Source organism: Yoonia sp. (assembly GCF_017854565.1).
In the GTDB taxonomy this organism is placed as follows: Bacteria; Pseudomonadota; Alphaproteobacteria; order Rhodobacterales; family Rhodobacteraceae; genus Yoonia.
Genome location: NZ_JAFMHJ010000015.1, coordinates 20,046 through 40,565, shown reverse-complemented (window position 1 = coordinate 40,565; position 20,520 = coordinate 20,046). Strand labels below are relative to the sequence as shown.

The 20,520-nt window shown below is 57.8% G+C and carries 25 protein-coding genes and 1 other RNA gene; 14 read left to right on the top strand and 12 right to left on the bottom strand.

Annotation, left to right across the window (positions count from 1 at the left end; genetic code table 11):
- Positions 1-22 precede the first annotated feature (22 nt).
- The 3 genes from QZ196_RS08400 to QZ196_RS08390 all read right to left on the bottom strand — a co-directional run bounded on the left by QZ196_RS08400 (position 23) and on the right by QZ196_RS08390 (position 2,615).
- Positions 23-1,369, bottom strand: a complete 1,347-nt coding sequence (locus QZ196_RS08400; RefSeq protein ID WP_296425433.1) for an 8-oxoguanine deaminase — start codon at positions 1,367-1,369, stop codon at positions 23-25.
- Positions 1,362-2,171, bottom strand: coding sequence for an inositol monophosphatase family protein (locus QZ196_RS08395; protein WP_296425431.1), 810 nt, complete (start codon positions 2,169-2,171; stop codon positions 1,362-1,364). Before QZ196_RS08395 ends, QZ196_RS08400 begins: the two co-directional genes overlap by 8 nt.
- Before the next feature lie 72 nt (positions 2,172-2,243).
- On the bottom strand, positions 2,244-2,615 hold the full coding sequence (locus QZ196_RS08390; RefSeq protein WP_296425429.1) for a helix-turn-helix transcriptional regulator: 372 nt from the start codon (positions 2,613-2,615) through the stop codon (positions 2,244-2,246).
- A 274-nt stretch (positions 2,616-2,889) separates the two neighbouring features.
- Between QZ196_RS08390 and QZ196_RS08385 the strand changes: the two genes are divergently transcribed.
- Positions 2,890-3,849 carry an NADPH:quinone oxidoreductase family protein gene (locus tag QZ196_RS08385; protein ID WP_296425427.1) on the top strand — a complete coding sequence of 320 codons (960 nt, stop codon included), beginning with the start codon at positions 2,890-2,892 and terminating at the stop codon, positions 3,847-3,849.
- Here QZ196_RS08385 and QZ196_RS08380 read toward each other — a convergent pair.
- Positions 3,839-4,711: a LysR family transcriptional regulator gene (locus QZ196_RS08380; protein WP_296425425.1), complete on the bottom strand. Its 873-nt coding sequence runs from the start codon at positions 4,709-4,711 to the stop codon at positions 3,839-3,841. The two genes, QZ196_RS08385 and QZ196_RS08380, sit on opposite strands and share 11 nt — an antisense overlap.
- Before the next feature lie 108 nt (positions 4,712-4,819).
- Here QZ196_RS08380 and QZ196_RS08375 point away from each other — a divergent pair, with 108 nt between their 5' ends.
- Positions 4,820-5,047 carry a DUF1127 domain-containing protein gene (locus tag QZ196_RS08375; protein WP_296425423.1) on the top strand — a complete coding sequence of 76 codons (228 nt, stop codon included), beginning with the start codon at positions 4,820-4,822 and terminating at the stop codon, positions 5,045-5,047.
- A gap of 151 nt (positions 5,048-5,198) precedes the next feature.
- Positions 5,199-5,969 (top strand): Bax inhibitor-1/YccA family protein, encoded by a 771-nt coding sequence (locus QZ196_RS08370; RefSeq protein WP_296425422.1) that lies wholly within the window; start codon positions 5,199-5,201, stop codon positions 5,967-5,969.
- A gap of 132 nt (positions 5,970-6,101) precedes the next feature.
- Here QZ196_RS08370 and rpmG read toward each other — a convergent pair whose 3' ends face one another.
- From rpmG to gatC, 6 genes are all read right to left on the bottom strand, one after another.
- Entirely contained in the window at positions 6,102-6,269 is a 168-nt protein-coding gene (gene rpmG, locus QZ196_RS08365) for a 50S ribosomal protein L33 (protein WP_011750518.1), read from the bottom strand.
- 118 nt (positions 6,270-6,387) lie between these two features.
- Positions 6,388-6,784, bottom strand: an RNA gene (gene rnpB / locus QZ196_RS08360) — RNase P RNA component class A.
- A 12-nt stretch (positions 6,785-6,796) separates the two neighbouring features.
- Entirely contained in the window at positions 6,797-7,417 is a 621-nt protein-coding gene (locus QZ196_RS08355) for an N-acetylmuramoyl-L-alanine amidase (RefSeq protein WP_296425421.1), read from the bottom strand.
- Positions 7,418-7,476: 59 nt separating this feature from the next.
- Entirely contained in the window at positions 7,477-8,271 is a 795-nt protein-coding gene (locus tag QZ196_RS08350) for a hypothetical protein (RefSeq protein WP_296425419.1), read from the bottom strand.
- Positions 8,272-8,311: 40 nt separating this feature from the next.
- Positions 8,312-9,799 carry an Asp-tRNA(Asn)/Glu-tRNA(Gln) amidotransferase subunit GatA gene (gene gatA, locus QZ196_RS08345; RefSeq protein WP_296425417.1) on the bottom strand — a complete coding sequence of 496 codons (1,488 nt, stop codon included), beginning with the start codon at positions 9,797-9,799 and terminating at the stop codon, positions 8,312-8,314.
- Positions 9,799-10,086, bottom strand: a complete 288-nt coding sequence (gatC, locus tag QZ196_RS08340; RefSeq protein WP_296425415.1) for an Asp-tRNA(Asn)/Glu-tRNA(Gln) amidotransferase subunit GatC — start codon at positions 10,084-10,086, stop codon at positions 9,799-9,801. The genes gatA and gatC overlap by 1 nt, the downstream gene beginning before the upstream one ends.
- Before the next feature lie 155 nt (positions 10,087-10,241).
- Here gatC and QZ196_RS08335 point away from each other — a divergent pair, with 155 nt between their 5' ends.
- On the top strand, positions 10,242-10,937 hold the full coding sequence (locus tag QZ196_RS08335; protein WP_296425413.1) for a metal-dependent hydrolase: 696 nt from the start codon (positions 10,242-10,244) through the stop codon (positions 10,935-10,937).
- On the opposite strand, the gene QZ196_RS08330 is transcribed toward QZ196_RS08335, so the two are convergent.
- Positions 10,934-11,380, bottom strand: a complete 447-nt coding sequence (locus QZ196_RS08330) for a nucleoside deaminase (protein ID WP_296425412.1) — start codon at positions 11,378-11,380, stop codon at positions 10,934-10,936. The genes QZ196_RS08335 and QZ196_RS08330 overlap by 4 nt on opposite strands.
- Before the next feature lie 64 nt (positions 11,381-11,444).
- Between QZ196_RS08330 and QZ196_RS08325 the strand changes: the two genes are divergently transcribed.
- The 10 genes from QZ196_RS08325 to dtd all read left to right on the top strand — a co-directional run bounded on the left by QZ196_RS08325 (position 11,445) and on the right by dtd (position 19,909).
- Positions 11,445-12,251 carry a pseudouridine synthase gene (locus QZ196_RS08325; RefSeq protein WP_296425411.1) on the top strand — a complete coding sequence of 269 codons (807 nt, stop codon included), beginning with the start codon at positions 11,445-11,447 and terminating at the stop codon, positions 12,249-12,251.
- 141 nt (positions 12,252-12,392) lie between these two features.
- Positions 12,393-12,596 carry a hypothetical protein gene (locus tag QZ196_RS08320; protein ID WP_296425409.1) on the top strand — a complete coding sequence of 68 codons (204 nt, stop codon included), beginning with the start codon at positions 12,393-12,395 and terminating at the stop codon, positions 12,594-12,596.
- Positions 12,596-13,495 (top strand): 5-bromo-4-chloroindolyl phosphate hydrolysis family protein, encoded by a 900-nt coding sequence (locus QZ196_RS08315; protein ID WP_296425407.1) that lies wholly within the window; start codon positions 12,596-12,598, stop codon positions 13,493-13,495. Before QZ196_RS08320 ends, QZ196_RS08315 begins: the two co-directional genes overlap by 1 nt.
- A gap of 1 nt (position 13,496) precedes the next feature.
- On the top strand, positions 13,497-14,687 hold the full coding sequence (locus QZ196_RS08310; RefSeq protein WP_296425406.1) for a toxic anion resistance protein: 1,191 nt from the start codon (positions 13,497-13,499) through the stop codon (positions 14,685-14,687).
- 147 nt (positions 14,688-14,834) lie between these two features.
- Positions 14,835-15,662: a DUF2927 domain-containing protein gene (locus QZ196_RS08305; RefSeq protein ID WP_296425403.1), complete on the top strand. Its 828-nt coding sequence runs from the start codon at positions 14,835-14,837 to the stop codon at positions 15,660-15,662.
- A 42-nt stretch (positions 15,663-15,704) separates the two neighbouring features.
- A complete protein-coding gene (locus QZ196_RS08300) occupies positions 15,705-16,808 on the top strand; it encodes an SPFH domain-containing protein (protein WP_296425401.1) in 1,104 nt (367 codons plus the stop codon).
- 50 nt (positions 16,809-16,858) lie between these two features.
- Complete coding sequence (locus QZ196_RS08295; RefSeq protein WP_296425400.1) at positions 16,859-17,425, top strand: cytochrome b/b6 domain-containing protein; 567 nt, start codon at positions 16,859-16,861, stop codon at positions 17,423-17,425.
- 9 nt (positions 17,426-17,434) lie between these two features.
- Positions 17,435-18,553, top strand: coding sequence for a TFIIB-type zinc finger domain-containing protein (locus QZ196_RS08290; RefSeq protein WP_296425399.1), 1,119 nt, complete (start codon positions 17,435-17,437; stop codon positions 18,551-18,553).
- 16 nt (positions 18,554-18,569) lie between these two features.
- Positions 18,570-19,475: a carbohydrate kinase gene (locus tag QZ196_RS08285; RefSeq protein WP_296425397.1), complete on the top strand. Its 906-nt coding sequence runs from the start codon at positions 18,570-18,572 to the stop codon at positions 19,473-19,475.
- Positions 19,472-19,909: a D-aminoacyl-tRNA deacylase gene (gene dtd / locus QZ196_RS08280; RefSeq protein ID WP_296425395.1), complete on the top strand. Its 438-nt coding sequence runs from the start codon at positions 19,472-19,474 to the stop codon at positions 19,907-19,909. The genes QZ196_RS08285 and dtd overlap by 4 nt, the downstream gene beginning before the upstream one ends.
- On the opposite strand, the gene QZ196_RS08275 is transcribed toward dtd, so the two are convergent.
- On the bottom strand, positions 19,906-20,382 hold the full coding sequence (locus QZ196_RS08275; RefSeq protein ID WP_296425393.1) for a CAP domain-containing protein: 477 nt from the start codon (positions 20,380-20,382) through the stop codon (positions 19,906-19,908). The two genes, dtd and QZ196_RS08275, sit on opposite strands and share 4 nt — an antisense overlap.
- Positions 20,383-20,520 lie beyond the last annotated feature (138 nt).

Genomic DNA, 20,520 nt, shown 5'->3' with positions numbered 1-20,520 from the left:
ACCCGCATGCTAATCCGCGACGCTAGTGCAACCACCCAGCAAGGCGCTTGGCCAGCGTATTTTGCCGTGTGATCGTGCGCCCAAGATCAATCGTCTGAAGCTGGCCATCGGCAACAATCCGGCGGCCTTCGACAAAAAGGTCCCGCACCTTCGTGGGTCCAGCCAACACCAAAGCTGCGGAATCCCATGAGCCGGCATTTTCAACGGCCTGCGCATCCCAAATCGCAATATCGGCGCGTTTGCCAACTGCAATCTGCCCGCAATCGTCACGGCCCAGGACCTGTGCACCGCCACGCGTCGCGATTTCCAGCGCTTCGCGTGCCGACATCGCATCGGCGCCATTATGAACGCGCTGCAATAACAGGGCTTGCCGCGCTTCGGCCACCAGATTTCCGGTGTCATTGCTCGCCGATCCATCGACCCCAAGACCGACAGGCACGCCTGCATCCCGCATCGCACGCACAGGCGCAATACCGGACCCAAGCCGGCAGTTCGAACACGGACAATGTGCCACACCCGTCCGGCTTTTTGCGAATAAACTAATCTCTTGGGCATCCAGCTTGACACAATGGGCATGCCAGACGTCATCGCCAGTCCAGCCAAGATCCTCGGCATATTGACCAGGGCGGCAGCCGAATTTCGCCAGCGAATACGCGATATCTTCGTCGTTTTCGGCCAAATGCGTATGCAGCATCACGCCTTTGTCGCGGGCCAGCAGTGCAGCGTCACGCATCAAGTCCCGGCTGACTGAAAAAGGACTGCATGGGGCAACAGCCACCCGCACCATGGCCCCCGGATTGGGGTCGTGGAAAGCGTCAATAACGCGAATGCAATCGTTCAGGATTACCTGCTCATCTTCAACAAGACTGTCCGGTGGAAGCCCCCCATCACTTTGCCCAATGCTCATCGCGCCACGTGACGCGTGGAAACGCAGGCCCACCTCGCCCGCAGCTGCGATTGTGTCGTCCAGGCGCGCGCCGTTGGGAAACAGATACATATGATCAGAAGTCATGGTGCAGCCGGACAACGCCAGTTCGGCCAGACCAATCTGCGCTGAAACAAACATCTCTTCAGGGCCGAAACGGGACCAGATCGGATAAAGCGTCTGCAACCATCCGAAAAGCAATGCATCCTGCCCGCCCGGCACAGCGCGCGTGAGGGTTTGAAAGAGATGGTGATGGGTGTTGACGAGGCCCGGTGTCACGATGGCATTTGCCGCATCCACGACCAGGCAATCGTCGCTGACCAGCCCTGCACCTATCGCGGCGATGATACCACCACGTAAAAGAATGTCCGCACCACGCAGTTCGGACCTTTGATCGTTCATCGTCAACACAGCCGCTGCATTTTTGATGAGGGTGTCAGGCATTGACCACCCCTTGCAGGATCGCAAGCGCGGCGGCGTGGACCGTGGGATTAGCTGCTGCAATCACGCGACCACCATGATGTGCGGGCGCCCCCGTCCAGTCCGTGACCATGCCGCCAGCGGCCTCAATCACTGCAATCGGGGCATGAATGTCATAGGCATTTAGCCCCGCCTCGATCACCAGATCGACTTGGCCCGCCGCCAGCAACGCGTAACCATAGCAATCCATCCCATAGCGGGTGAGCCGCGCACGCGCTGATACGGCCTGAAATGCGCGCATTTCCAGCGGCGTGCCAATCTCGGGAAAGGTGCTCAGAACCGTTGCATTTTGCAGGGTACTGCCATGACGGGCCCGCAGCGGCATCGTGCCGTGCGGCCCCACGACCTGTGCCGTACCAAACCCGCCAGCAAAACGCTCGCCAATATAGGGCTGATCAATCAGGCCAAATCGTGGGCCGGTTGCATCTGCGACGGAAATCAGAACGCCCCAAGTCGGTGTTCCACTGATATAACCGCGCGTGCCGTCAATCGGGTCGAGCACCCAAGTCAAGCCACTTGTGCCCTCATGGCTGCCAAACTCTTCGCCCAGAACCGAATCGTCTGGACGTTCGCGCGCCAAAATATTGCGCATAACCTGCTCAGATGCGTGATCTGCGGCTGTCACCGGGTCAAAAGCAGTTGCTCCCTTGTCGTCGGCGATCAGCTCAGCCGACCGAAAAAGACGCAGGGTTTCAGGTCGCGCAGCATCGGCCAGCAAATGTGCGACACGGATCAATTCCGTCTGGGTGGTTTTATCCAGTGCCATAAGCTTGGGTCCTGTCTGCTCCGCGTTCATGCACTGCGGTAGCGCGGGGCAGTCAGCATGGTCAAGGCTGCTTTACGCAGCCTCGCTAAGTACGCGCGCCAGGTCGAACAGGCGACGCCTCTGATTTTCCGGGATTGCGTAGTAGGACCGCAAAAGCTCCAGCGCCTCTTTGTCAGTCAGGATATCTGCAGGCATATCACTATTCCCAGTATCAGCCGTGGGTTGAGCATCCAACCCTTCGAAGAAGAAAGACACCGGCACATTCAGTACCTTCGCAATGTCCCACAGCCGCGATGCGCTGACACGGTTCATGCCTGTTTCATACTTCTGAATTTGTTGAAATTTGATGCCAACATTTTCGGCCAACTGTTGCTGCGTCGTCCCGTTCATCCAACGGCGATGACGGATACGCTTGCCAACATGTACGTCTACCGGATGTTTCATAGTTCATTCCCTTGGTTTAAAAGAACACGGCAAACGTCTCGCCTGTGCCCGATGCCGCGTTCAACACTTGGTCGAAACCACCAAAGTGTTACGCCCCCCAAGTTGCATGACATCATTGCAGTAGAACACGCAACGGTTGCAGTATTCGACCTTACCTTAAAGACAGGTTCATGATGCATTTTTTTGCCGTTCGGTCAAAACGGGGCTGTCCGATCAGCGGTAATGTTGTGAGTATAATGATTAACAAACGAATAGCTCAGAGGATTCGATGACAATGCGCGCATTTCAAGTCAGTTCGTTCAGCAGCCCACCCGCACTTGTCGTGATCGCAGATCCAGCGCCACAGCCCGGTGAAGTATTGTTGCAGATTGCCGCCTGTGGTTTGAACTTTGCCGATCTTCTGATGGCAAACGGCACCTATCAGGACACGCCAGAGCCACCATTCACACTCGGGATGGAGGTCTGCGGCACCGTTATTGCACAGGGACCTGGCGTGATCGAACCCGCAATCGGCGCACGTGTCGCCGTTTTTGGTGGCCAAGGTGGCATGGCGGAAAAAGGCGCGTTTCCGGCCGCGTTATGCCGATCCGTCCCTGATGAAATGCCTGCCGAAGTCGCCGCCGGATTTATGGTGGCCTATGGCACCTCGCACCTTGCGCTGACCCGTCGCGCACAGCTTCAAAAAGGCGAAACCTTGCTGGTGCTGGGGGCCGCCGGCGGCGTTGGGCTGACCGCCGTAGAGATTGGCAAGGCCTTGGGCGCCACTGTGATCGCAGTCGCACGCGGCGCTGACAAGCTTGCGGTAGCAAAGGCGGCGGGCGCCGATCATCTTATCAACAGCGATACTGATGACGTAAAAGCAGCCGTAAAGGCGCTGGGTGGCGCGGACGTTGTATATGATCCGGTGGGCGGCGATGCGTTCAAAGCCGTGCTGGGCGCCTGCAACCGCGAGGCGCGCGTCCTTATCATAGGCTTTGCCAGCGGCGAAATTACGAAGATACCAGCGAATATTATTTTGGTGAAAAACATCACCTTGATCGGATTTTACTGGGGCGGTTATCTTCGCTTTAACCCCAAGGCGCTCGGTGACAGCCTTTCTGAACTGATGGCATGGTATGCACAGGGCCGCCTGCGCCCACATGTCAGCCACATATTGCAACTTGATGCTGCCGCAGAGGCGTTGGAGTTAATGCGCACCCGGACATCGACCGGCAAGGTTGTGATTACGCCTTGACTGGTGCCTTCATGGTATAGAAGCCTTCCCTGATCAGGCTGGAAAGTTCAGCGACAACAGGTTCGTCCTTCAGGCCAGACTGGTAGAGATTCACGTTCATCTTGCGCAGGCTAGGCAAGCTGCCGCCATGGTTGATCCGCTCAAAATGCTGGGGCTCTGTCCCTTCGAGCATTGTATGAACGGCCAGATCCGCGCTGACTGTCGCCTCGATCGTGCGGCTGGAATTACTGTCCACCACCATGTCCCACGAAATGCCTTCATCATCGAGCCGCCGCTGTACGAACTGACGAAAGATGCAACGTTGTTCAAACGCGAGCCTGAGCGGGCGCTGTTTCCAGGCATTGCCGCCGGGGGCACCCACCCAAATCAACGGGGTCTGGGTCAGGGTTTCACCGCCATTTCCGACGCTGTCCTCCGTCGTCAAAATAACGTCGATCTCTCCGCGATTGAACTCATCCATCAGCTTTCGTGTAAATGATGAAACAAGCTGCACCCGAACTTTGGGATAGGCTATCGCAAAGCGTTGCAAGACGATGGGTATGACGGGGTAAACGATGTCATGCGGGACACCCAAAACCACCTCCCCTTCACATTCGGTCGCTGTCAGCTTGCCATATATTTCATCGTTGAGCGCCAACATCCGCCGCGCATAGCTGAGCAATTGCTCACCCTGCGGTGTCAGGCCAATCGTGCGCGCCGATCGGTCCAATAATGTGGTGTTCAGCGATTCCTCCAGTCGCTTGAGCTGCATCGAGACGGCCGATTGCGTCAGGTTCAATAACCCCGATGCCTTTGTCACGCCGCCCGTATCCGCAACAGCAACAAAAGACCGCAAAGTTGTCGTGTCCAAATTTCGCGCCATATCAATATTCCTGATACATAACTCATCAATCATTCATTTTAAACATGGCAAAAGCGACGCTAGATATCAAGCATCCCAACACCGGACAGATCAAGAAAGGACCACACAATGACAGCTTTAGCGAACCGCAACGTGCAGCGTCTGTCTATCCCCTTCGCCAATAACAGGCGGGGTTTCTGGAACGCGCTTGCTGGCGCAATGGCGGTTGCAAGGCAACGACGCGCGTTGGATAATCTTGATGATTACAGGCTGAATGATATCGGCGTCAGCCGTTGCGCGGCCCGGATCGAAGCCCATCGACCAATCTGGCACGTCCCATTGCAGCGGCGAAAATAATCGCCAATTGCGGCGCATTGCCACATTCCTGTCCAAAACGATCAGATTTGCACGTTTCGTGCATTGCGAACCTTGAAAAAGTACATGCATCTGCCAATATCAAACCCAAGCATGCTGCTTCGCAGCTCCGCTGATTATTATGGAGGTATGAATGGCTCAGTACGACGCAACGAAAACAGTCGGTGGTGTGCGCACCGCAACAATCGACGCGGGCCTGCGCGCCCATATGAACAAAGTCTATGGCACGATGTCCATCGGCATGATCATCACGGCTGCTGCGGCTTGGGCCATCTCTGGCCTCGCGACAACAACAGTGCCAACCGAATATCAAATCGGTGCCAATGAATATCTGACCCAACTTGGCTATATGATCTATGCGACGCCACTGAAGTGGGTCCTGTTCCTGTTGCCTTTGGGGATGGTATTCGGCTTCGGTGTTGCCGCAAACAAGCTGTCTGCATCGGGACTTTCCACGTACTTCTTCGCCTATGCTGCCGCTGTTGGCCTGTCGCTCAGCTCGATCTTTCTGATCTACACGGGCTACTCTATCATCCAGATATTCCTGATCACAGCGATCGCCTTTGCCAGCCTGTCCTTGTGGGGATATACAACCAAAAAAGACATCTCTGCATGGGGGTCATTTCTGATCATGGGCGTCGTTGGCCTGATCGTCGCCATGGTCATCAACATCTTCTTGCAGTCCGAAGCGATGATGTTCGCCATCTCTGCCATCGGCGTGCTGATCTTTGCGGGTCTGACAGCCTATGACACGCAGAAGATCAAGAGTGAGTATGTTGCACATGCGTCGCAGGGCGACAGCGAGTGGTTGGGCAAGGCGGCCGTGATGGGTGCGCTGACCCTCTACTTGGATTTCATCAACATGTTCCTGTTCATGCTGCAACTTTTCGGCAACCGCGAATAACCGCCAGAGCACAACGTTCTGATCGGGCCGGTGGAAACACCGGCCCTTTTTGTTGTCTCACTCGCCAATGGTCGCAAAAAAAAGGCCGCGCAATTTGCGCGGCCTTTTGTCAGAATACAGTGTAGCGATCAATTACTTGATCTTGCCTTCTTTATATTCAACGTGCTTGCGCACGACGGGGTCATATTTATTGACCGTCATTTTCTCCGTCATGGTGCGTGCGTTCTTCTTGGTCACGTAAAAATGCCCAGTCCCCGCAGTGGAGTTTAGGCGGATTTTGATGGTGGTAGGCTTCGCCATGTCTCATCTCTCCTGGTTGCGGGCCGTTATCGGCACTTCGCATAAATCTCATTGAAGCTGCCTTTTACCGCCACCCTTGGCCGAGTCAACCGTAAACCCACGTAACGGCAGCCAGATAATGCGCGGATGGCCTATAAGCCGGATTCTGTCCCCCCCAGACCGAGATCTGAGGCTGGATGACCATTCATCTAGAGCACCTGTTGCCAAGTGCCCTCTAGCTGCCAACCCGGACCGCTCAGGTTCAAGCATCCCTACGGCTGATATCCCTTGCAGGATCAGCACCGCACGCGGTCCCTATTTGGCATTGCTCCCGGTGGGGCTTGCCGTGCCGCTTCTGTTGCCAGTCGCGCGGTGGGCTCTTACTCCACCGTTTCACCTTTACCCCGCATGCGAGGTAGTCTGTTCTCTGTGGCGCTTTCCCTAGGGTTGCCCCCGCCGGGCGTTACCCGGCACCGTGCTTTTTGGAGTCCGGACTTTCCTCGGACCCAAAGGCCCGCAGCCATCCAGCCATCCGCGCAATTGGGCAGTTAGGCCCAAGCGGCGTTTACGTCAACGGGGAAACGCCCCGCCAGATCAAAGATCATGCCTGCGTCGGTTGCATCCAACGGTCCATCATGGTGCGCGCGAAACCGTAAACGGAAGATTTGCAGCAGCAAATCTGTTTCGTCGCTGGCGCTATAACCAAAAAGCCGCATCATCCGAGCAAAGGCTGAAATATCATGTGGTCCGTCTGACAGCGGCCACACCGACAGCCCCTCGCGCGCCAACCTGCGCCAGTCAAACCGTGGACCGGGATCAATCTTGCGCCCCGGCGCCATGTCAGAATGGCCGATGACCCGTTCTGGCCGGATATCCCAGCGGATGCGGATACCCCGCAGCAAAGCGGTCAGAGCATCCATTTGGGGTGCCGCAAAGGGGCTGAACCCATCGTTGGCCAGCTCTATGCCAATTGAGTGACTATTAACGTCCGCAACCCCGCCCCAGCGCCCCGCACCTGCATGCCACGCACGCATCGCCTCGGGTACCAGCGACAGAACGTCGCCAGTTTCCGAAATCAGGTAATGCGCGGATACTTCCGTCTGTGGATCGCACAGCGTTTTCAACGCAGCCTGCGTTGATCGCATCGCGGTGTAGTGAATAACAACCATATCTGGCGCAACACCACTGCGGCGTGGCCCACAGTTGGGCGACGGGTGGGACGTCAGCTTCAGTTGCCAGCAGCCCGCTTGTAGGGCGCCGGGTCCCAGCCACAGGCAAAGCCATCGCCGTCAGGATCTATGCCAAGGCGATCGCGTTCGGGCCCGCCACGGGCCAAAAAATCACGCTGCGCATCATCAGCGGTGCCATATCCGGCGCAGTTACGTTGGAACCGGCCCTGTCCAGACAAAAGCGAACGGCTGTACCACTCCTGTCCTTTCACATTGGGCGCATTGATCGCATATTCAACGATATTCGGGCCTGTATTGCTGGGGCGTTCAGGCACTGCCGTTGGCTGTATCTGCTCGCGCGCGGCGGCTTGCGCTGCGCGGCGGTCCGCATCGCTTTGGATCGTTTCCCGACCAGCGACCGCGTCAAAATTCTGCTCGTCCGAAATACCGGGATTGTTGATGATCGCGGGCGTTGGGTTGCCGGGCGATGCATCCACACCCTGTATGCGGGTTGGATCGCCCCCTGTGTTCAGCGGCGCGGTCTGTTGCACCACAGACCGCCCAATGCCAGCCTCGGCTAGCGCGCTTGACGGGATCACTGCGGCAGGCACAGATGTCGACGGCGTGCCCGGCACTATGAACGGCGGTGAAACCGGCGACGCTATCGTGTTCACGCGCGCTGCCGGGATGATCGTGCCATCAGGTGCCGAAAGTGCGGCCTCACGCTGGGCGCGTTCAAGCTCGAATTGCGCATAATCATCGAAACCAACGCCCCGCCCGCGATCGGGTGCGGGCGCAGCACTGCATGCGGCAAGACCTGCCAATGCCGCAGCTATTACCAAACCTTTATTCATCAGCAACCACCTGTCGCACTAAATTTCGTTTTTCGAGGGCTTACCACCACTTTTGCGGTTTGGCTACAAATCCCGCCGCACGTTCGAGGGCGTAGGCAACGTTTAGCAAGTCGCCTTCTTCCCATGGACGACCAATCAACTGCAGGCCAAGCGGTAGCCCCTGGACGTCGATCCCTGTCGGCACGGCAATGCCGGGAAGTCCGGCAAGATTGACGGTCACAGTGAACACGTCGTTCAGGTACATCTGGATCGGATCGGCATTGGTCATTTCACCCAACCCAAATGCGGCTGATGGTGTGGCGGGCGTCAGAATGGCATCCACGCCATCCGCAAAGACCCGATCGAAATCCTGCTTGATCAGCGCCCGCACGCGGCGCGCACGGTTGTAATACGCATCATAAAAGCCTGCGGAAAGCACGTAGGTTCCCACCATCACGCGGCGTTGCACCTCTGCCCCGAACCCTTCAGCCCGCGTTTTTTCATACATCTCGGTGATTCCATCGCCCGCAGCCAGCTTTGCGCGGTGACCAAAGCGCACACCGTCATAGCGCGCCAGGTTCGATGAAGCTTCGGCGGGCGCGATGACATAGTAGGCGGGCAGCGCATATTTGGTGTGCGGCAGGCTAATGTCTTTGATGATCGCGCCTGCGTCTTTCAACATAGCAGCGCCATCGGCCCATAGCTTGCCGATCTCTTCGGGCATTCCGTCAATGCGGTATTCTTTTGGAATCCCAATGACCTTGCCTTTGATATCGCCTGTCAAAGCAGCCTCGAAATCGGGCACGGGGATATCTGCGCTTGTGCTGTCCTTGGGATCATGCCCGCACATCGCCTTGAGCATGATCGCGGCGTCGCGCACGTCCTTGGTCATAGGACCTGCCTGATCAAGCGAGGACGCAAAGGCAACGATACCCCAGCGCGACACGCGGCCATATGTTGGCTTCAGACCGGTGATCCCGACAAATGCCGCAGGCTGGCGGATTGACCCGCCGGTGTCGGTGCCTGTGGCCGCGAGGCACAGATCCGCAGCAACAGCGCTGGCAGATCCACCCGATGAGCCGCCGGGCGTCAGCGCCGCATCGTCACCGCCACGCCGCCAAGGGTTGACGGCATTGCCGTAAACGGAGGTTTCATTCGACGATCCCATGGCGAATTCGTCCATGTTCAGCTTACCCAACATCACAGCACCCGCATCAAAAAGCTGCGTCGTGACCGTTGATTCGTACTCTGGCCTGAACCCTTCAAGGATGCGGGACGCCGCTTGCGATGGCACACCTTTGGTGCAGAACAAATCCTTGATGCCCAATGGAATGCCGCACATGTCGGGCGCATCGCCCGCCTTGATCCGCACGTCGGCTGCAGCGGCCTGTGCCGCGGCGATTTCGGGCGTCTTATGCACGAATGCGCCCAGCGCATCGGCGCCTTCGATGGCGGTCAAACAGGCGTTCGTAATTTCAGCGCTCGTGGTGTCGCCATTGCGCATTGCATCGCGGGCACCCGCGATTGTCAGTTTGGTCAGCTCAGTCATTATTCCACCACCTTCGGGACAGCAAAGAACCCTTCACGCGCATCAGGCGCATTCTTAAGGATCGCCGCTTGCTGGTTTCCATCGGTCACGACATCTGCGCGTCGCTTCAAACGCTGCGGCGTCACGGATGTCATGGGTTCGATCCCCTCGACATCCACCTCGTTGAGTTGCTCAATGAACCCCAGGATCGCGCTGAATTCAGCGGCCAAAGCAGGCAGTGCATCGTCTTCGACCTTGATCCGGGCAAGTTTTGCCACCCGGCGGGCGGTTTCTGTGTCAATCGACATGGAACGCATCTCCGATAAATTTGTTGTCTGCGTGTACCGCCCTGCAGCAGCGCCCGCAAGCAAATGCCAGCATGAACGTCGATTGGCAGTGAACCAATCCATCTTGCACCGCAGCAGATTGCAGATAGTCTGAGAGCTTCACAACGGAGGGCGCGATGAAAATCACATGGCTTGGACATTCCAGTTTTCGTATCGAAATCGCAGATCAAATTCTGCTGATTGACCCTTGGCTGGCCGGAAATCCCATGCTGCCAGCCGACCGGCACGCCGAAGCGATTGCGGGGGCTACGCATATTTTGGTGACACATGGGCACGGCGACCACGCCAGCAGCACATTGGCCATCGCCAAGACGGCAGATATTCCGATTCTGTGCATTCACGAATTGGCCAGCTATTGGGCTGCCACCAAAGGTGTCCAGACCCGTGGTTTCAGCAAAGGCGGCACCGTCGCTTTGGGCGATGTCCGGGTCACGATGGTGAACGCGGTACATTCATCCAGCGTTGATTTTGAAGGCGGTCGCCCGACCTATGCCGGATCCGAGGCAGGGTTCATGATCGCGGGCGAAGGCCACACGATCTACGTCAGCGGTGACACCGACATCATGGCCGATATGGATTGGATGGGCGATTACCACAAACCCGATATCGGCATTTTGTGCTGTGGCGGACATTACACGATGGACATGGACCGCGCAGCCTATGCCGCAAAGCGCTACTTTGATTTCAAGACCGTTATCCCCTGCCACTACAAGACATTCCCACTACTTGCACAGTCTGCACAGCCGTTGGTTGACGCCCTGCCCGGCGTCAACGTACCCACGCCGGATGTGATGGAGACGCTCAGCTTTTAGCGGCGTGCGGCAAAGAATGCCCTCATCAGGTCTTCGGACTGCGTCGCGGCCAGTCCGTCGTAGACTTCGGGCCGGTGGTGGCACTGCGGGTGGCTGAAAATGCGCGGGCCTTGCGCGATACCGCCCGACTTGGGATCGGCGGCACCGTAATACAGACGTGCGATCCGGGCGTTGCTGATCGCGGCGGCACACATCGGGCACGGCTCCAGCGTGACGTACAGATCGCATCCAGTCAGACGTTCCTGACCCAGCACGGCACAGGCAGCCCGAATGGCCATCATTTCCGCATGTGCCGTTGGATCATTCAGTTCGCGGGTGCGATTGCCAGCCTGCGATATGATACCCTGCGGCCCGACGATGACAGCACCGACCGGGACCTCACCCCGCTTTCCCGCGGCGCGTGCTTCATCTAGTGCCGTTTCCATGTGACTGCGAAAAATCATAACATCTGATGCCCTGTCTACCATGCCACTGGCAAGGTCGGATCAAAGCGGCTATGGGACAGTCATGACTGATAACACACCTCAGGGCGACCGTATCGCCAAAGTTCTGTCACGCGCCGGCATCGCAAGCCGCCGCGAGGCGGAGCGTATGATTGCCGAAGGCCGCGTCAAGGTGAATGGCAAGACCATCAACAGCCCGGCCCTGAATGTGACACCTTCTGACAAGGTCATCGTCGACGGCAAACCTGTGCGCGAACCTGAACCGCCGCGGATATGGCTGTATCACAAGCCTGCGGGCCTCGTGACAACCGAGCGCGATGAAAAAGACCGTGAAACGGTCTTTGATACCCTTCCCGATGATCTCCCCCGTGTGATGTCAATCGGGCGGCTCGACCTGAACTCCGAAGGTCTTTTGCTGCTGACCAACGATGGCGGCGTCAAGCGCAAGCTGGAACTGCCCAGTACCGGCTGGCTGCGCCGGTACCGCGTGCGAATCAACGGATCGGTGAGCGAAGCCCGCCTGGACCAACTGCGGGCCGGAATCGAGGTTGACGGCACACGTTTTCAACCCATGGTCATTACGTTTGACCGCCAACAGGGCGCGAACGCGTGGCTGACGGTCTCGTTGCGCGAAGGAAAAAATCGCGAAATTCGCCGCGCCATGGAAGCCATCGGCGTGACCGTGAACCGTTTGATCCGGGTCAGCTATGGCCCCTTCCAGCTTGGCAACCTAGAGCCGGGCGGGGTCGAGGAGCTAAAGCAACGCGTCGTGCGCGACCAGTTGGGACTGTCCGAAAAGCCCACCCTGACACGGGTGCGCAAACCCGTTAATCGTCCGGCCAAATCCGCACCACGCGGCAAAAGTAAGTAGAACTGCCCCGGCATTACGGCTGTGGCGGCATAATCATGCCGGCAATTCAACTTCGTTGATCCAAGCTCAAACGCAAAAGAACTCGCAATCCCTGCTCTGGTCTCCTATTTCAACATATAGACACGATATGGAGCGCCCGAAATGATGCGTCTAATCCTGTTAATTCTTTTGGCAGCGGCGGTTCTGATTGCATTCACCGCTGCGGTGGGGACAATGCAGGCGGTCGTATCTTTAGCGAGCGCCAAACAAGAGGACCGCATGCCAGACACGTTTCAAAGAATAGCCTATCTGGTTCTGATCGCCCTGATGTTCGGTGTAACGTCAGGCTTGTTGGAGGCGACCTGATGGCAAAACGCTTTGGTGGCAAATACAGCCCAGGTGATGAAACGAAGCAGGGCGCGGCAAACCGCGAGGCGGCGCTTGATCAACGTGCAATCCATTTGGCGGGATCACGGGGGCGGCTGCTTTATGTCCCCGCGATTGTTCTTGTGGCAACGTCGCTGAATGATGGGCCTTCTGCACTTGTGACCGCGCTTGTCGGTGGCGGTGTTTTGACTTTGGCCGCATGGCTGACACAAGAGGGCCTGCGCGCCCAGGCGACCTATGACGCGCGCCGTGTGGCGCGCCGCCCCGCCCTGCCCCGCAAGATGATCGCATCGCTCCTGACCGGCGTGGGTATTTCGCTGGCGGCATATACGGGCGACACCGGGCTGATCGGCTCGGCGCTTTATGGTATCGCCGCACTGGGTCTGCACGTCGCGGCATTTGGCATTGATCCGTTGCAAGACAAGCGCATGGAAGGGATCGACACGTTTCAGCAAGATCGCGTCGCCCGCGTCGTGGACGCAGCAGAAGCACATCTGGATGTCATGAAAGCGCAGATTGCTGCTTTGGGTGACCGCAAGCTGGAACTTCGGGTTGCGACATTCCAAGCGATTGCGCGCCAAATGATTCGCGCCGTCGAACAAGATCCCCGTGACCTATCAGGAGCCCGCAAGTTTCTGGGCGTGTATCTGATGGGTGCGCGGGATGCGACGGTCAGATTTGTCGATCTGTACAGCAGAACAAAGGATGCCGCAGCACGCAGTAATTTCGAGGCGCTGCTTGACGACCTTGAACAGAATTTTGCGGCCCGTACTGACAAAATGCTGCTCGACGATCGCAGCGATATGGATATTGAGATCAATGTACTGCGCGACCGATTGCAGCGCGAAGGCGTCAGCCTGAAACCAAAAGGAAATTAGTATGTCCGAGACCACCCGCCAAAAAGCTGAAGAGGCCCTTGCCGAAGTTGCAAAGGTGACCGCCGTAATCCTGCCAGAGCCGAAGGGTGAGCTGATCACGCTGGACGACGCAGATGCGCCGACCAGCAACGAGATCACGAAGCGGATGGCTGAAATCGACATCACCGACACCAATTCCATCGTTTCGTTCGGATCATCTGCGCAGGCCGAATTACAGGTGATCAGCCAAAGCATGCTGGCCGGTGTGCGCAACAAGGACGTTGGCCCTGCAGGCGACAGCCTGCGTGATATCGTGACCACGATCCGCGGGTTTTCAGTCTCGGAACTGGATGTCCGGCGCAAACGCAGCTGGTGGGAAAGACTGTTGGGGCGTGCGGCGCCAATGGCCAAATTTGCCGCGCAGTTCGAAGAGGTGCAAGGCCAGATTGACCATATTACCGATGACCTTCTAAAGCACGAACATGTACTTCTCAAAGACATCGAAAGCCTGGACATGCTGTATGACAAGACGCTGCAGTTCTACGACGAACTCGCGCTATATATTGCCGCCGGTGAGGCAAAGGTAGTCGAGCTTGACACCAAGACAATCCCTGCCAAGGAAACGCGCCTGCAAGGCGTCGCCGAAAATGAGGCGGTAATGGAGGCGCAGGAGCTGCGTGACACCCGCGCTGTTCGCGATGATTTAGAACGCCGTGTGCACGATCTGAAACTTACCCGTCAGGTGACGATGCAGTCCCTGCCCTCGATCCGTCTGGTACAGGAAAACGACAAATCGCTGGTCACCAAAATCAACTCGACCCTCGTAAACACCGTGCCACTTTGGGAAACGCAACTGGCACAGGCGGTGACAATACAGCGTAGCGCCGAAGCGGCAGGTGCCGTCCGCGATGCGAATGACCTGACGAACGAACTGCTGACCGCAAATTCGGAAAACCTACGTCAGGCCAATCGTACCATCCGCACGGAAATGGAGCGCGGCGTGTTTGATATCAACGCAGTAAAGGAAGCAAACGCCAACCTGATCGCGACAATCAATGAAAGCCTTGAAATTGCCGACGAAGGCAAGCGCAAGCGCGCCGAAGCCGAGGTCGAATTGCAAAAGATGGAATCAGAGTTGAAAGAAACGCTCGCGGCGGCCAAGGCGCGCGGGACCGATGATGGTCAAAACATTGGCAGCGCTGTGGATGACTAGGTAACGATGGGGTGCGGGGGTAAATTACGGCACGGTCTGGCAGTCGTCGGCATATCGGCGGCTGCGGGCTGTGCGTGGGTGCTGCCCGATCCTGCCCCCGGTCCGCCATCACCTGTGGTCACACCAGACGCACCCGTACCGCCGGCTGTGACGGTCACACCCCCCAGCGCCAAAAGTCAGGAACTTGCCATCTTTTATCGGCGTCTGCAGAATGACCTTCTGACCCAAGGTCTGCTGCGGGGCGATGGCGGCGGCCCCGACACCCCATTCACCGACACACAACTGGCGCGCAACTTTGTACGGATCGCGCTATTCAACGAATACCGTGACGACGGTGATTTCAGCGCCCCACTAGCAACCGTTTCCAAACTTCGCCGTTGGACCAAGCCCATTCGCATGACAGTGCGTTTTGGTGATACTGTGCCGCTGGCGCAACGCGATCTGGATGAGGCAAGCGTCAGCGCCTATGCCGCGCGGTTGTCACGGCTCAGCGGCGTGCCGATCACAATCACGGACGATGCACCCAACTTTCACGTGTATTTTCTCGGCGAAGACGACCGCCTTGAATTTGAAGATGAACTCCGCAGGATCATCCCCACCCTTTCGGGCGCAACGATGCGGGCCTTGATCAACCTGCCCCGTGACCAGCTTTGCGTTGTCGTGGGAACGTTCGAGGCCGACAAATCCACCTATAGCCAATCGGTTGCCCTGATCCGGGCCGAACATCCCAGCCTCATGCGCACGGCATGCATCCACGAAGAGCTTGCCCAAGGTATGGGTTTGGCCAATGACAGCCCCAATGCAAGACCCTCCATCTTTAATGATGATGAAGAATTCGGGCTGCTGACCTCTCACGATGAACTGCTGCTGCGCATGCTATACGATCAAAGGCTGCGCGAAGGTATGGCGCCCGCCGTCGCCGCGCCCATTGCCCGCCATATCGCAACCGAAATTCTGTCAGACGGGGCCAGTTGATGCGACCAATCTCGGACCAAACATTGCAAGGAGGCCACTAACATGGGCATTTTCGATTTCTTGACGGGTGAATTCATCGACGTCATCGCCTGGACCGATGACACCCGCGACACGATGGTCTGGCGGTTTGAACGCGAAGGCCACGAAATCAAATATGGCGCCAAACTGACCGTCCGCGAGGGTCAAGCCGCCGTGTTCATCCACGAAGGCCAACTGGCTGACGTCTTTACCCCCGGTCTTTATATGCTCGAAACCAACAACATGCCGGTTATGACAACCCTGCAACATTGGGATCACGGGTTCCAAAGCCCGTTCAAATCCGAGATTTACTACGTCAACACAACCCGTTTTTCTGACCTCAAATGGGGCACCAAGAACCCAATCATGCTGCGGGACCCGGAATTCGGGCCGACCCGGCTGCGTGCTTATGGCACCTATACGATCAAAGTCAGCGACCCTGCGGTGTTCATGCGTGAAATCGTGGGCACAGACGGCGAATTCACCATGGACGAGATCAGCTACCAGATCCGCAATATCATCGTGCAGGAATTTTCCCGCGTCATCGCGTCTTGCGGTATTCCCGTGCTTGATATGGCGGCCAACACTGCCGATCTGGGCAAATTGGTCGCGAGCGCGATAGATGCCACGATGCAGCAATACGGGCTGACGATCCCCGAGCTCTATATCGAAAACATCAGCCTGCCCCCGGCAGTCGAGGCCGCGTTGGACAAGCGCACGTCGATGGGGCTGGCTGGTGATCTGGGCAAATTCACGCAGTATTCCGCAGCTGAAGCCATGACAGCCGCCGCCGGAAACCCGTCAGGTGGCGGAATGGCTGCGGGCCTTGGTGCGGGCATGGGCATTGCGATGGCTGGCCAAATGGCACAGCAAGGCCCATGGGGCGCCGCCCCACCGGCTTCTGCACCGCCACAGCCACCCATCGAACATGTCTGGCACATCGCAGACGCTGGCGCAGTCAGCGGCCCGTTCTCAAAAGCGTCGATGGGCCGCAAGGTCACAGAAGGGGCTTTGACACGTGACAGTATGGTCTGGACCCAGGGGCAAGACGGATGGATGCGCGCAGAGGACGTAAGGGAACTCGCCACCTTGTTCACGGTCATGCCCCCGCCGCCGCCAAACGCCTGAACCGCACCCCAAGCGGATTATCAGGGTAACACGGCAAAAGGATTGCTCCCATGGCTGTGCGACGCGGATACTCTGCACTGCAAATGACACTCCGTTGGGTGATAGCGATCCTGATTGGGGTTGCTTGGTACAGCGGGGACGGAACAGCGCGCGCCCTGCGCCAGCGGGTCACAACTGGCATCCTGGGCAATACGCTGCATGTCCGGATCGGCGGGGCCGTGTTTGTCTTGGTATTGGTGCGGATCATTGTCCGGTGCATCCAAGGGGCGCAGGCGTCAGAGGCGACGGGACCTGCTTGGCAGGAAATGGTCGCCACATGGGCGCATCGTTTGCTTTGCGTCCTGATGGTCCTTGTACCGCTCGCGGGTGCCGCAGCGTGGTATGGCCATATCGCTATCGCAGCAGACCTGCATCCGATCCTTGCAAATGGTCTGATGGTTTTGGCGCTGGGGCATGCAGCATTTGCAATTTGGCATCACGATGTCGTCAAAGACGTCACATTGCGCCGCATGTCAGCCCAGATCGCGGATGATAAAATGCCGCCCTGCAAGGCACGGCACCCAGGCAGCGCCGTTTTCATAAATCCCGACATGGTGTCGGCCTCGCAGCATTGGTAATGGTGGGACATGGACACAAACGCCCCAAACGATCCCGAATCGCCCGCAACCGAGCATCGCTTTCCGTGCGATACCTGCGGTTCAGATCTGCGGTTTGATCCCGCCTCACAGCAATTGGTCTGTGACCACTGTGGCAATATCGAATCGATCGACGCCGTCAGCCGTACTGCGGGCGGGATCAAGGAACTCGACTTTCGCAAGGCTATCGAACTGCGCCTCGATGAGGCCGAAATCGAAGAAACGCGTGTCATTACCTGCCCCAATTGCGGTGCAAGCACTGAAATCAGTACTGACACACATGCTGCGGAATGTCCGTTTTGCGCCACACCCGTTGTCACCGATACAGGCACCCATCGCCATATCAAGCCGCGCGGACTGTTGCCCTTTGGGTTGGAAGAAAGTGCTGCGCGCGCGGCGCTGAACGACTGGCTTGGCCGTTTGTGGTTCGCGCCGGGCGGCTTGATGGACTATGCCCGCAAGGGTCGCAAGATGAACGGTATTTACGTCCCCTACTGGACGTTCGATGCAGATACCAAAAGCAGCTATATCGGCCAACGCGGCACACATTATTACGAAACAAGGACTGTCATGCGCGACGGCAAGCAAAGGCAGGTCCGCGTGCGCAAGACGCGCTGGCGCGGTGCATCCGGGCGGGTTGCGCGTTTCTTTGACGATGTTCTAGTTCTGGCATCACGGTCGCTGCCCAAGAAATACACCGACGGGCTGGAACCGTGGGACCTGTCCGCGCTTGAGCCGTACAAGCCCGCGTATCTTGCCGGGTTTCGGGCCGAAGGCTATCAGGTTGAACTGGCCGAAGGTTTTCAGGAAGCCCGGTCTTATATGGACCGGATGATCTTGCGTGACGTTAAATATGACATCGGCGGGGATGAACAACGGGTCAGCCGCGTGGACACGGCAATCAGCGATGTGACTTTCAAGCATATCCTGCTGCCCGTCTGGCTGGCTGCTTATAAATACCGGGGAAAAACCTTTCGCTTTGTGGTTAACGGCCGCACAGGTCGGGTACAGGGCGAACGTCCCTACTCGGCGTGGAAGATCGCATTTGCAATTTTCGTCGGCCTGATCCTTGCGATTGTCGCTGGATTTGTTATCGCTAACAATCAGTAAAACTGGGAGAGACGCGATGATCCTATGCTGCGGTGAAGCTCTGATAGACATGCTGCCACGGCAGACGGTAAATGGTGAGAACGCCTTTGCGCCCCATGCGGGCGGTTCTGTCTTCAATACAGCCATCGCACTGGGGCGACTTGGCGCGCCGGTACAATTCTTTTCGGGTCTTTCATCCGATCTATTCGGCGACATTCTGCGGTCGGAACTTTCCGCATCTGGCGTGGACAGTAGCCCCGCCGCCATCGTCGACCGGCCCACGACGCTGGCCTTTGTGACGTTGACCAATGGCCACGCTTCGTATGCTTTCTACGATGAAAACACGGCAGGGCGCATGTTGGGAACAAACGACCTGCCTGATGTCACCGCCGATGCTCTGTTTTTCGGCGGTATCAGCTTGGTCGTCGAGCCTTGCGGCGCAGCCTACGAGGCATTGATGCTGCGCGAGGCCCGCAACCGGGTCATAATCATCGACCCCAATATCCGCCCCTCATTTATTACCAGTGAAGCAAGCTATCGCGCACGCCTGACCCGCATGCTGGGCGCCGCCGATATCATCAAGACATCGGATGAAGACCTTGCATGGATCACCGGCGGCACAGATGCGACGGCGCTTTTTGCACATGGCTCGTCCAAGATCATCTTATTGACCCGCGGCAGTGACGGTGTCGTGATCGTGACACCCGATGGCCACTACGAGGTTCCGGCGGAAAAGACTGCGGTGGTGGATACGGTCGGTGCGGGTGATACCTTTACCGCCGGTTTTGCAGCCACCCTTCAGGCGCGTGGGCTTTTGACCAAAACGGCCTTGGGCAGCGTCACCGAAGAAGATCTGCGCGCGGCAGCGGCATTTGGGGCCAAGGCGGCCGCGATCACCGTCAGCCGCGCCGGTGCCAACCCCCCGTGGGCCGCCGAACTATGAGAGCGCTCATTCAGCGCGTGACGCAAGCCTCTGTCACCGTCGAAGGCCAGACAGTCGGTGAAATCGGCCCCGGCCTGCTTGTTTTTGTCTGTGCCATGCAAGGCGATCAAGCGCCCCAGTGCGCCACGCTTGCCGCGAAGATCAGTAAGCTGCGGATTTTCAAGGACGCGAACGGCAAAATGAACAGGTCACTGGTTGACATGGGCGGCGGCGCGCTGATCGTCAGTCAATTCACCTTGGCTGCGGATACGTCACGCGGGAACCGTCCGGGTTTTTCATCTGCGGCAAGCCCTGACGATGGCCGCGTGCTTTACGAACGTTTCGTCGCTGAGATGAAAGCATTGGGCGTCATGACCGCGACAGGGTCATTCGGTGCCGATATGGCGGTTGGCCTGATCAATGACGGCCCGGTCACAATCTGGATCGACGGCTAGCAGCGTTTTCCGACGACCAATACCCAGTAGGGGCCACGCGCGCCTTGTGTTATGCCGACCCCATATTCCTCGATCCGGGGATGCAACATGTTGGTGCGGTGACCGGGCGAGTTCATCCAACCCGCGATAATCTGAGGCGCGCTTGGGTAGCCCCAGGCAATATTCTCGGCGACGATACAATCTTTGTAGCCGGCAGCCTGCACGCGCGTTTGCGACGTCGACCCATCAGACCCACGGTGATCGAAAAAATCATGCGCAAGCATGTCACATGCGTGTCTCGTGGCAGCCCGCCCCAGACGGGGGTTAAACCGAAGCTCTGACTGTCCATTCGCACGGCGGCTCGCGTTCAGGCCCTCTGCAATCTCGCTGGATAATATATCCACGTTGGCAGGCGCGGCACAATCAGCAGCCATCGCCTTGCCGCCCAGCAATGCGATAGCCACACTCGCTGCGACGGTAGCCAGTCGTTTCATGTTGGGTCCCCTTTGCCACTGCGCGTTTCCTATGTGTGACCCGTCAAAGGGGCAATCCTGTGGCAAACATTTGGCTGTACGGCGACACTTACCCGCCAAACCGCGCAAGTTACCGCCGATAGTGCCTACGCCAAACAT

What these genes read in the sequence shown, in the direction of transcription:
- QZ196_RS08310 (WP_296425406.1), top strand. Translation starts at nt 13,497, where the DNA reads ATGTCCGAGACCACCCGCCAAAAAGCTGAAGAGGCCCTTGCCGAAGTT.
- QZ196_RS08285 (WP_296425397.1), top strand. Translation starts at nt 18,570, where the DNA reads ATGATCCTATGCTGCGGTGAAGCTCTGATAGACATGCTGCCACGGCAG.
- gatA (WP_296425417.1), bottom strand. Translation starts at nt 9,799, where the DNA reads ATGACTGAGCTGACCAAACTGACAATCGCGGGTGCCCGCGATGCAATG.
- QZ196_RS08330 (WP_296425412.1), bottom strand. Translation starts at nt 11,380, where the DNA reads ATGATTTTTCGCAGTCACATGGAAACGGCACTAGATGAAGCACGCGCC.
- QZ196_RS08290 (WP_296425399.1), top strand. Translation starts at nt 17,435, where the DNA reads ATGGACACAAACGCCCCAAACGATCCCGAATCGCCCGCAACCGAGCAT.
- QZ196_RS08320 (WP_296425409.1), top strand. Translation starts at nt 12,393, where the DNA reads ATGATGCGTCTAATCCTGTTAATTCTTTTGGCAGCGGCGGTTCTGATT.
- QZ196_RS08375 (WP_296425423.1), top strand. Translation starts at nt 4,820, where the DNA reads ATGACAGCTTTAGCGAACCGCAACGTGCAGCGTCTGTCTATCCCCTTC.
- gatC (WP_296425415.1), bottom strand. Translation starts at nt 10,086, where the DNA reads ATGTCGATTGACACAGAAACCGCCCGCCGGGTGGCAAAACTTGCCCGG.
- QZ196_RS08350 (WP_296425419.1), bottom strand. Translation starts at nt 8,271, where the DNA reads ATGAATAAAGGTTTGGTAATAGCTGCGGCATTGGCAGGTCTTGCCGCA.
- QZ196_RS08325 (WP_296425411.1), top strand. Translation starts at nt 11,445, where the DNA reads ATGACTGATAACACACCTCAGGGCGACCGTATCGCCAAAGTTCTGTCA.
- QZ196_RS08370 (WP_296425422.1), top strand. Translation starts at nt 5,199, where the DNA reads ATGGCTCAGTACGACGCAACGAAAACAGTCGGTGGTGTGCGCACCGCA.
- QZ196_RS08300 (WP_296425401.1), top strand. Translation starts at nt 15,705, where the DNA reads ATGGGCATTTTCGATTTCTTGACGGGTGAATTCATCGACGTCATCGCC.
- QZ196_RS08390 (WP_296425429.1), bottom strand. Translation starts at nt 2,615, where the DNA reads ATGAAACATCCGGTAGACGTACATGTTGGCAAGCGTATCCGTCATCGC.
- QZ196_RS08355 (WP_296425421.1), bottom strand. Translation starts at nt 7,417, where the DNA reads ATGGTTGTTATTCACTACACCGCGATGCGATCAACGCAGGCTGCGTTG.
- rpmG (WP_011750518.1), bottom strand. Translation starts at nt 6,269, where the DNA reads ATGGCGAAGCCTACCACCATCAAAATCCGCCTAAACTCCACTGCGGGG.
- dtd (WP_296425395.1), top strand. Translation starts at nt 19,472, where the DNA reads ATGAGAGCGCTCATTCAGCGCGTGACGCAAGCCTCTGTCACCGTCGAA.
- QZ196_RS08395 (WP_296425431.1), bottom strand. Translation starts at nt 2,171, where the DNA reads ATGGCACTGGATAAAACCACCCAGACGGAATTGATCCGTGTCGCACAT.
- QZ196_RS08315 (WP_296425407.1), top strand. Translation starts at nt 12,596, where the DNA reads ATGGCAAAACGCTTTGGTGGCAAATACAGCCCAGGTGATGAAACGAAG.
- QZ196_RS08400 (WP_296425433.1), bottom strand. Translation starts at nt 1,369, where the DNA reads ATGCCTGACACCCTCATCAAAAATGCAGCGGCTGTGTTGACGATGAAC.
- QZ196_RS08380 (WP_296425425.1), bottom strand. Translation starts at nt 4,711, where the DNA reads ATGGCGCGAAATTTGGACACGACAACTTTGCGGTCTTTTGTTGCTGTT.
- QZ196_RS08385 (WP_296425427.1), top strand. Translation starts at nt 2,890, where the DNA reads ATGCGCGCATTTCAAGTCAGTTCGTTCAGCAGCCCACCCGCACTTGTC.
- QZ196_RS08275 (WP_296425393.1), bottom strand. Translation starts at nt 20,382, where the DNA reads ATGAAACGACTGGCTACCGTCGCAGCGAGTGTGGCTATCGCATTGCTG.
- QZ196_RS08295 (WP_296425400.1), top strand. Translation starts at nt 16,859, where the DNA reads ATGGCTGTGCGACGCGGATACTCTGCACTGCAAATGACACTCCGTTGG.
- QZ196_RS08335 (WP_296425413.1), top strand. Translation starts at nt 10,242, where the DNA reads ATGAAAATCACATGGCTTGGACATTCCAGTTTTCGTATCGAAATCGCA.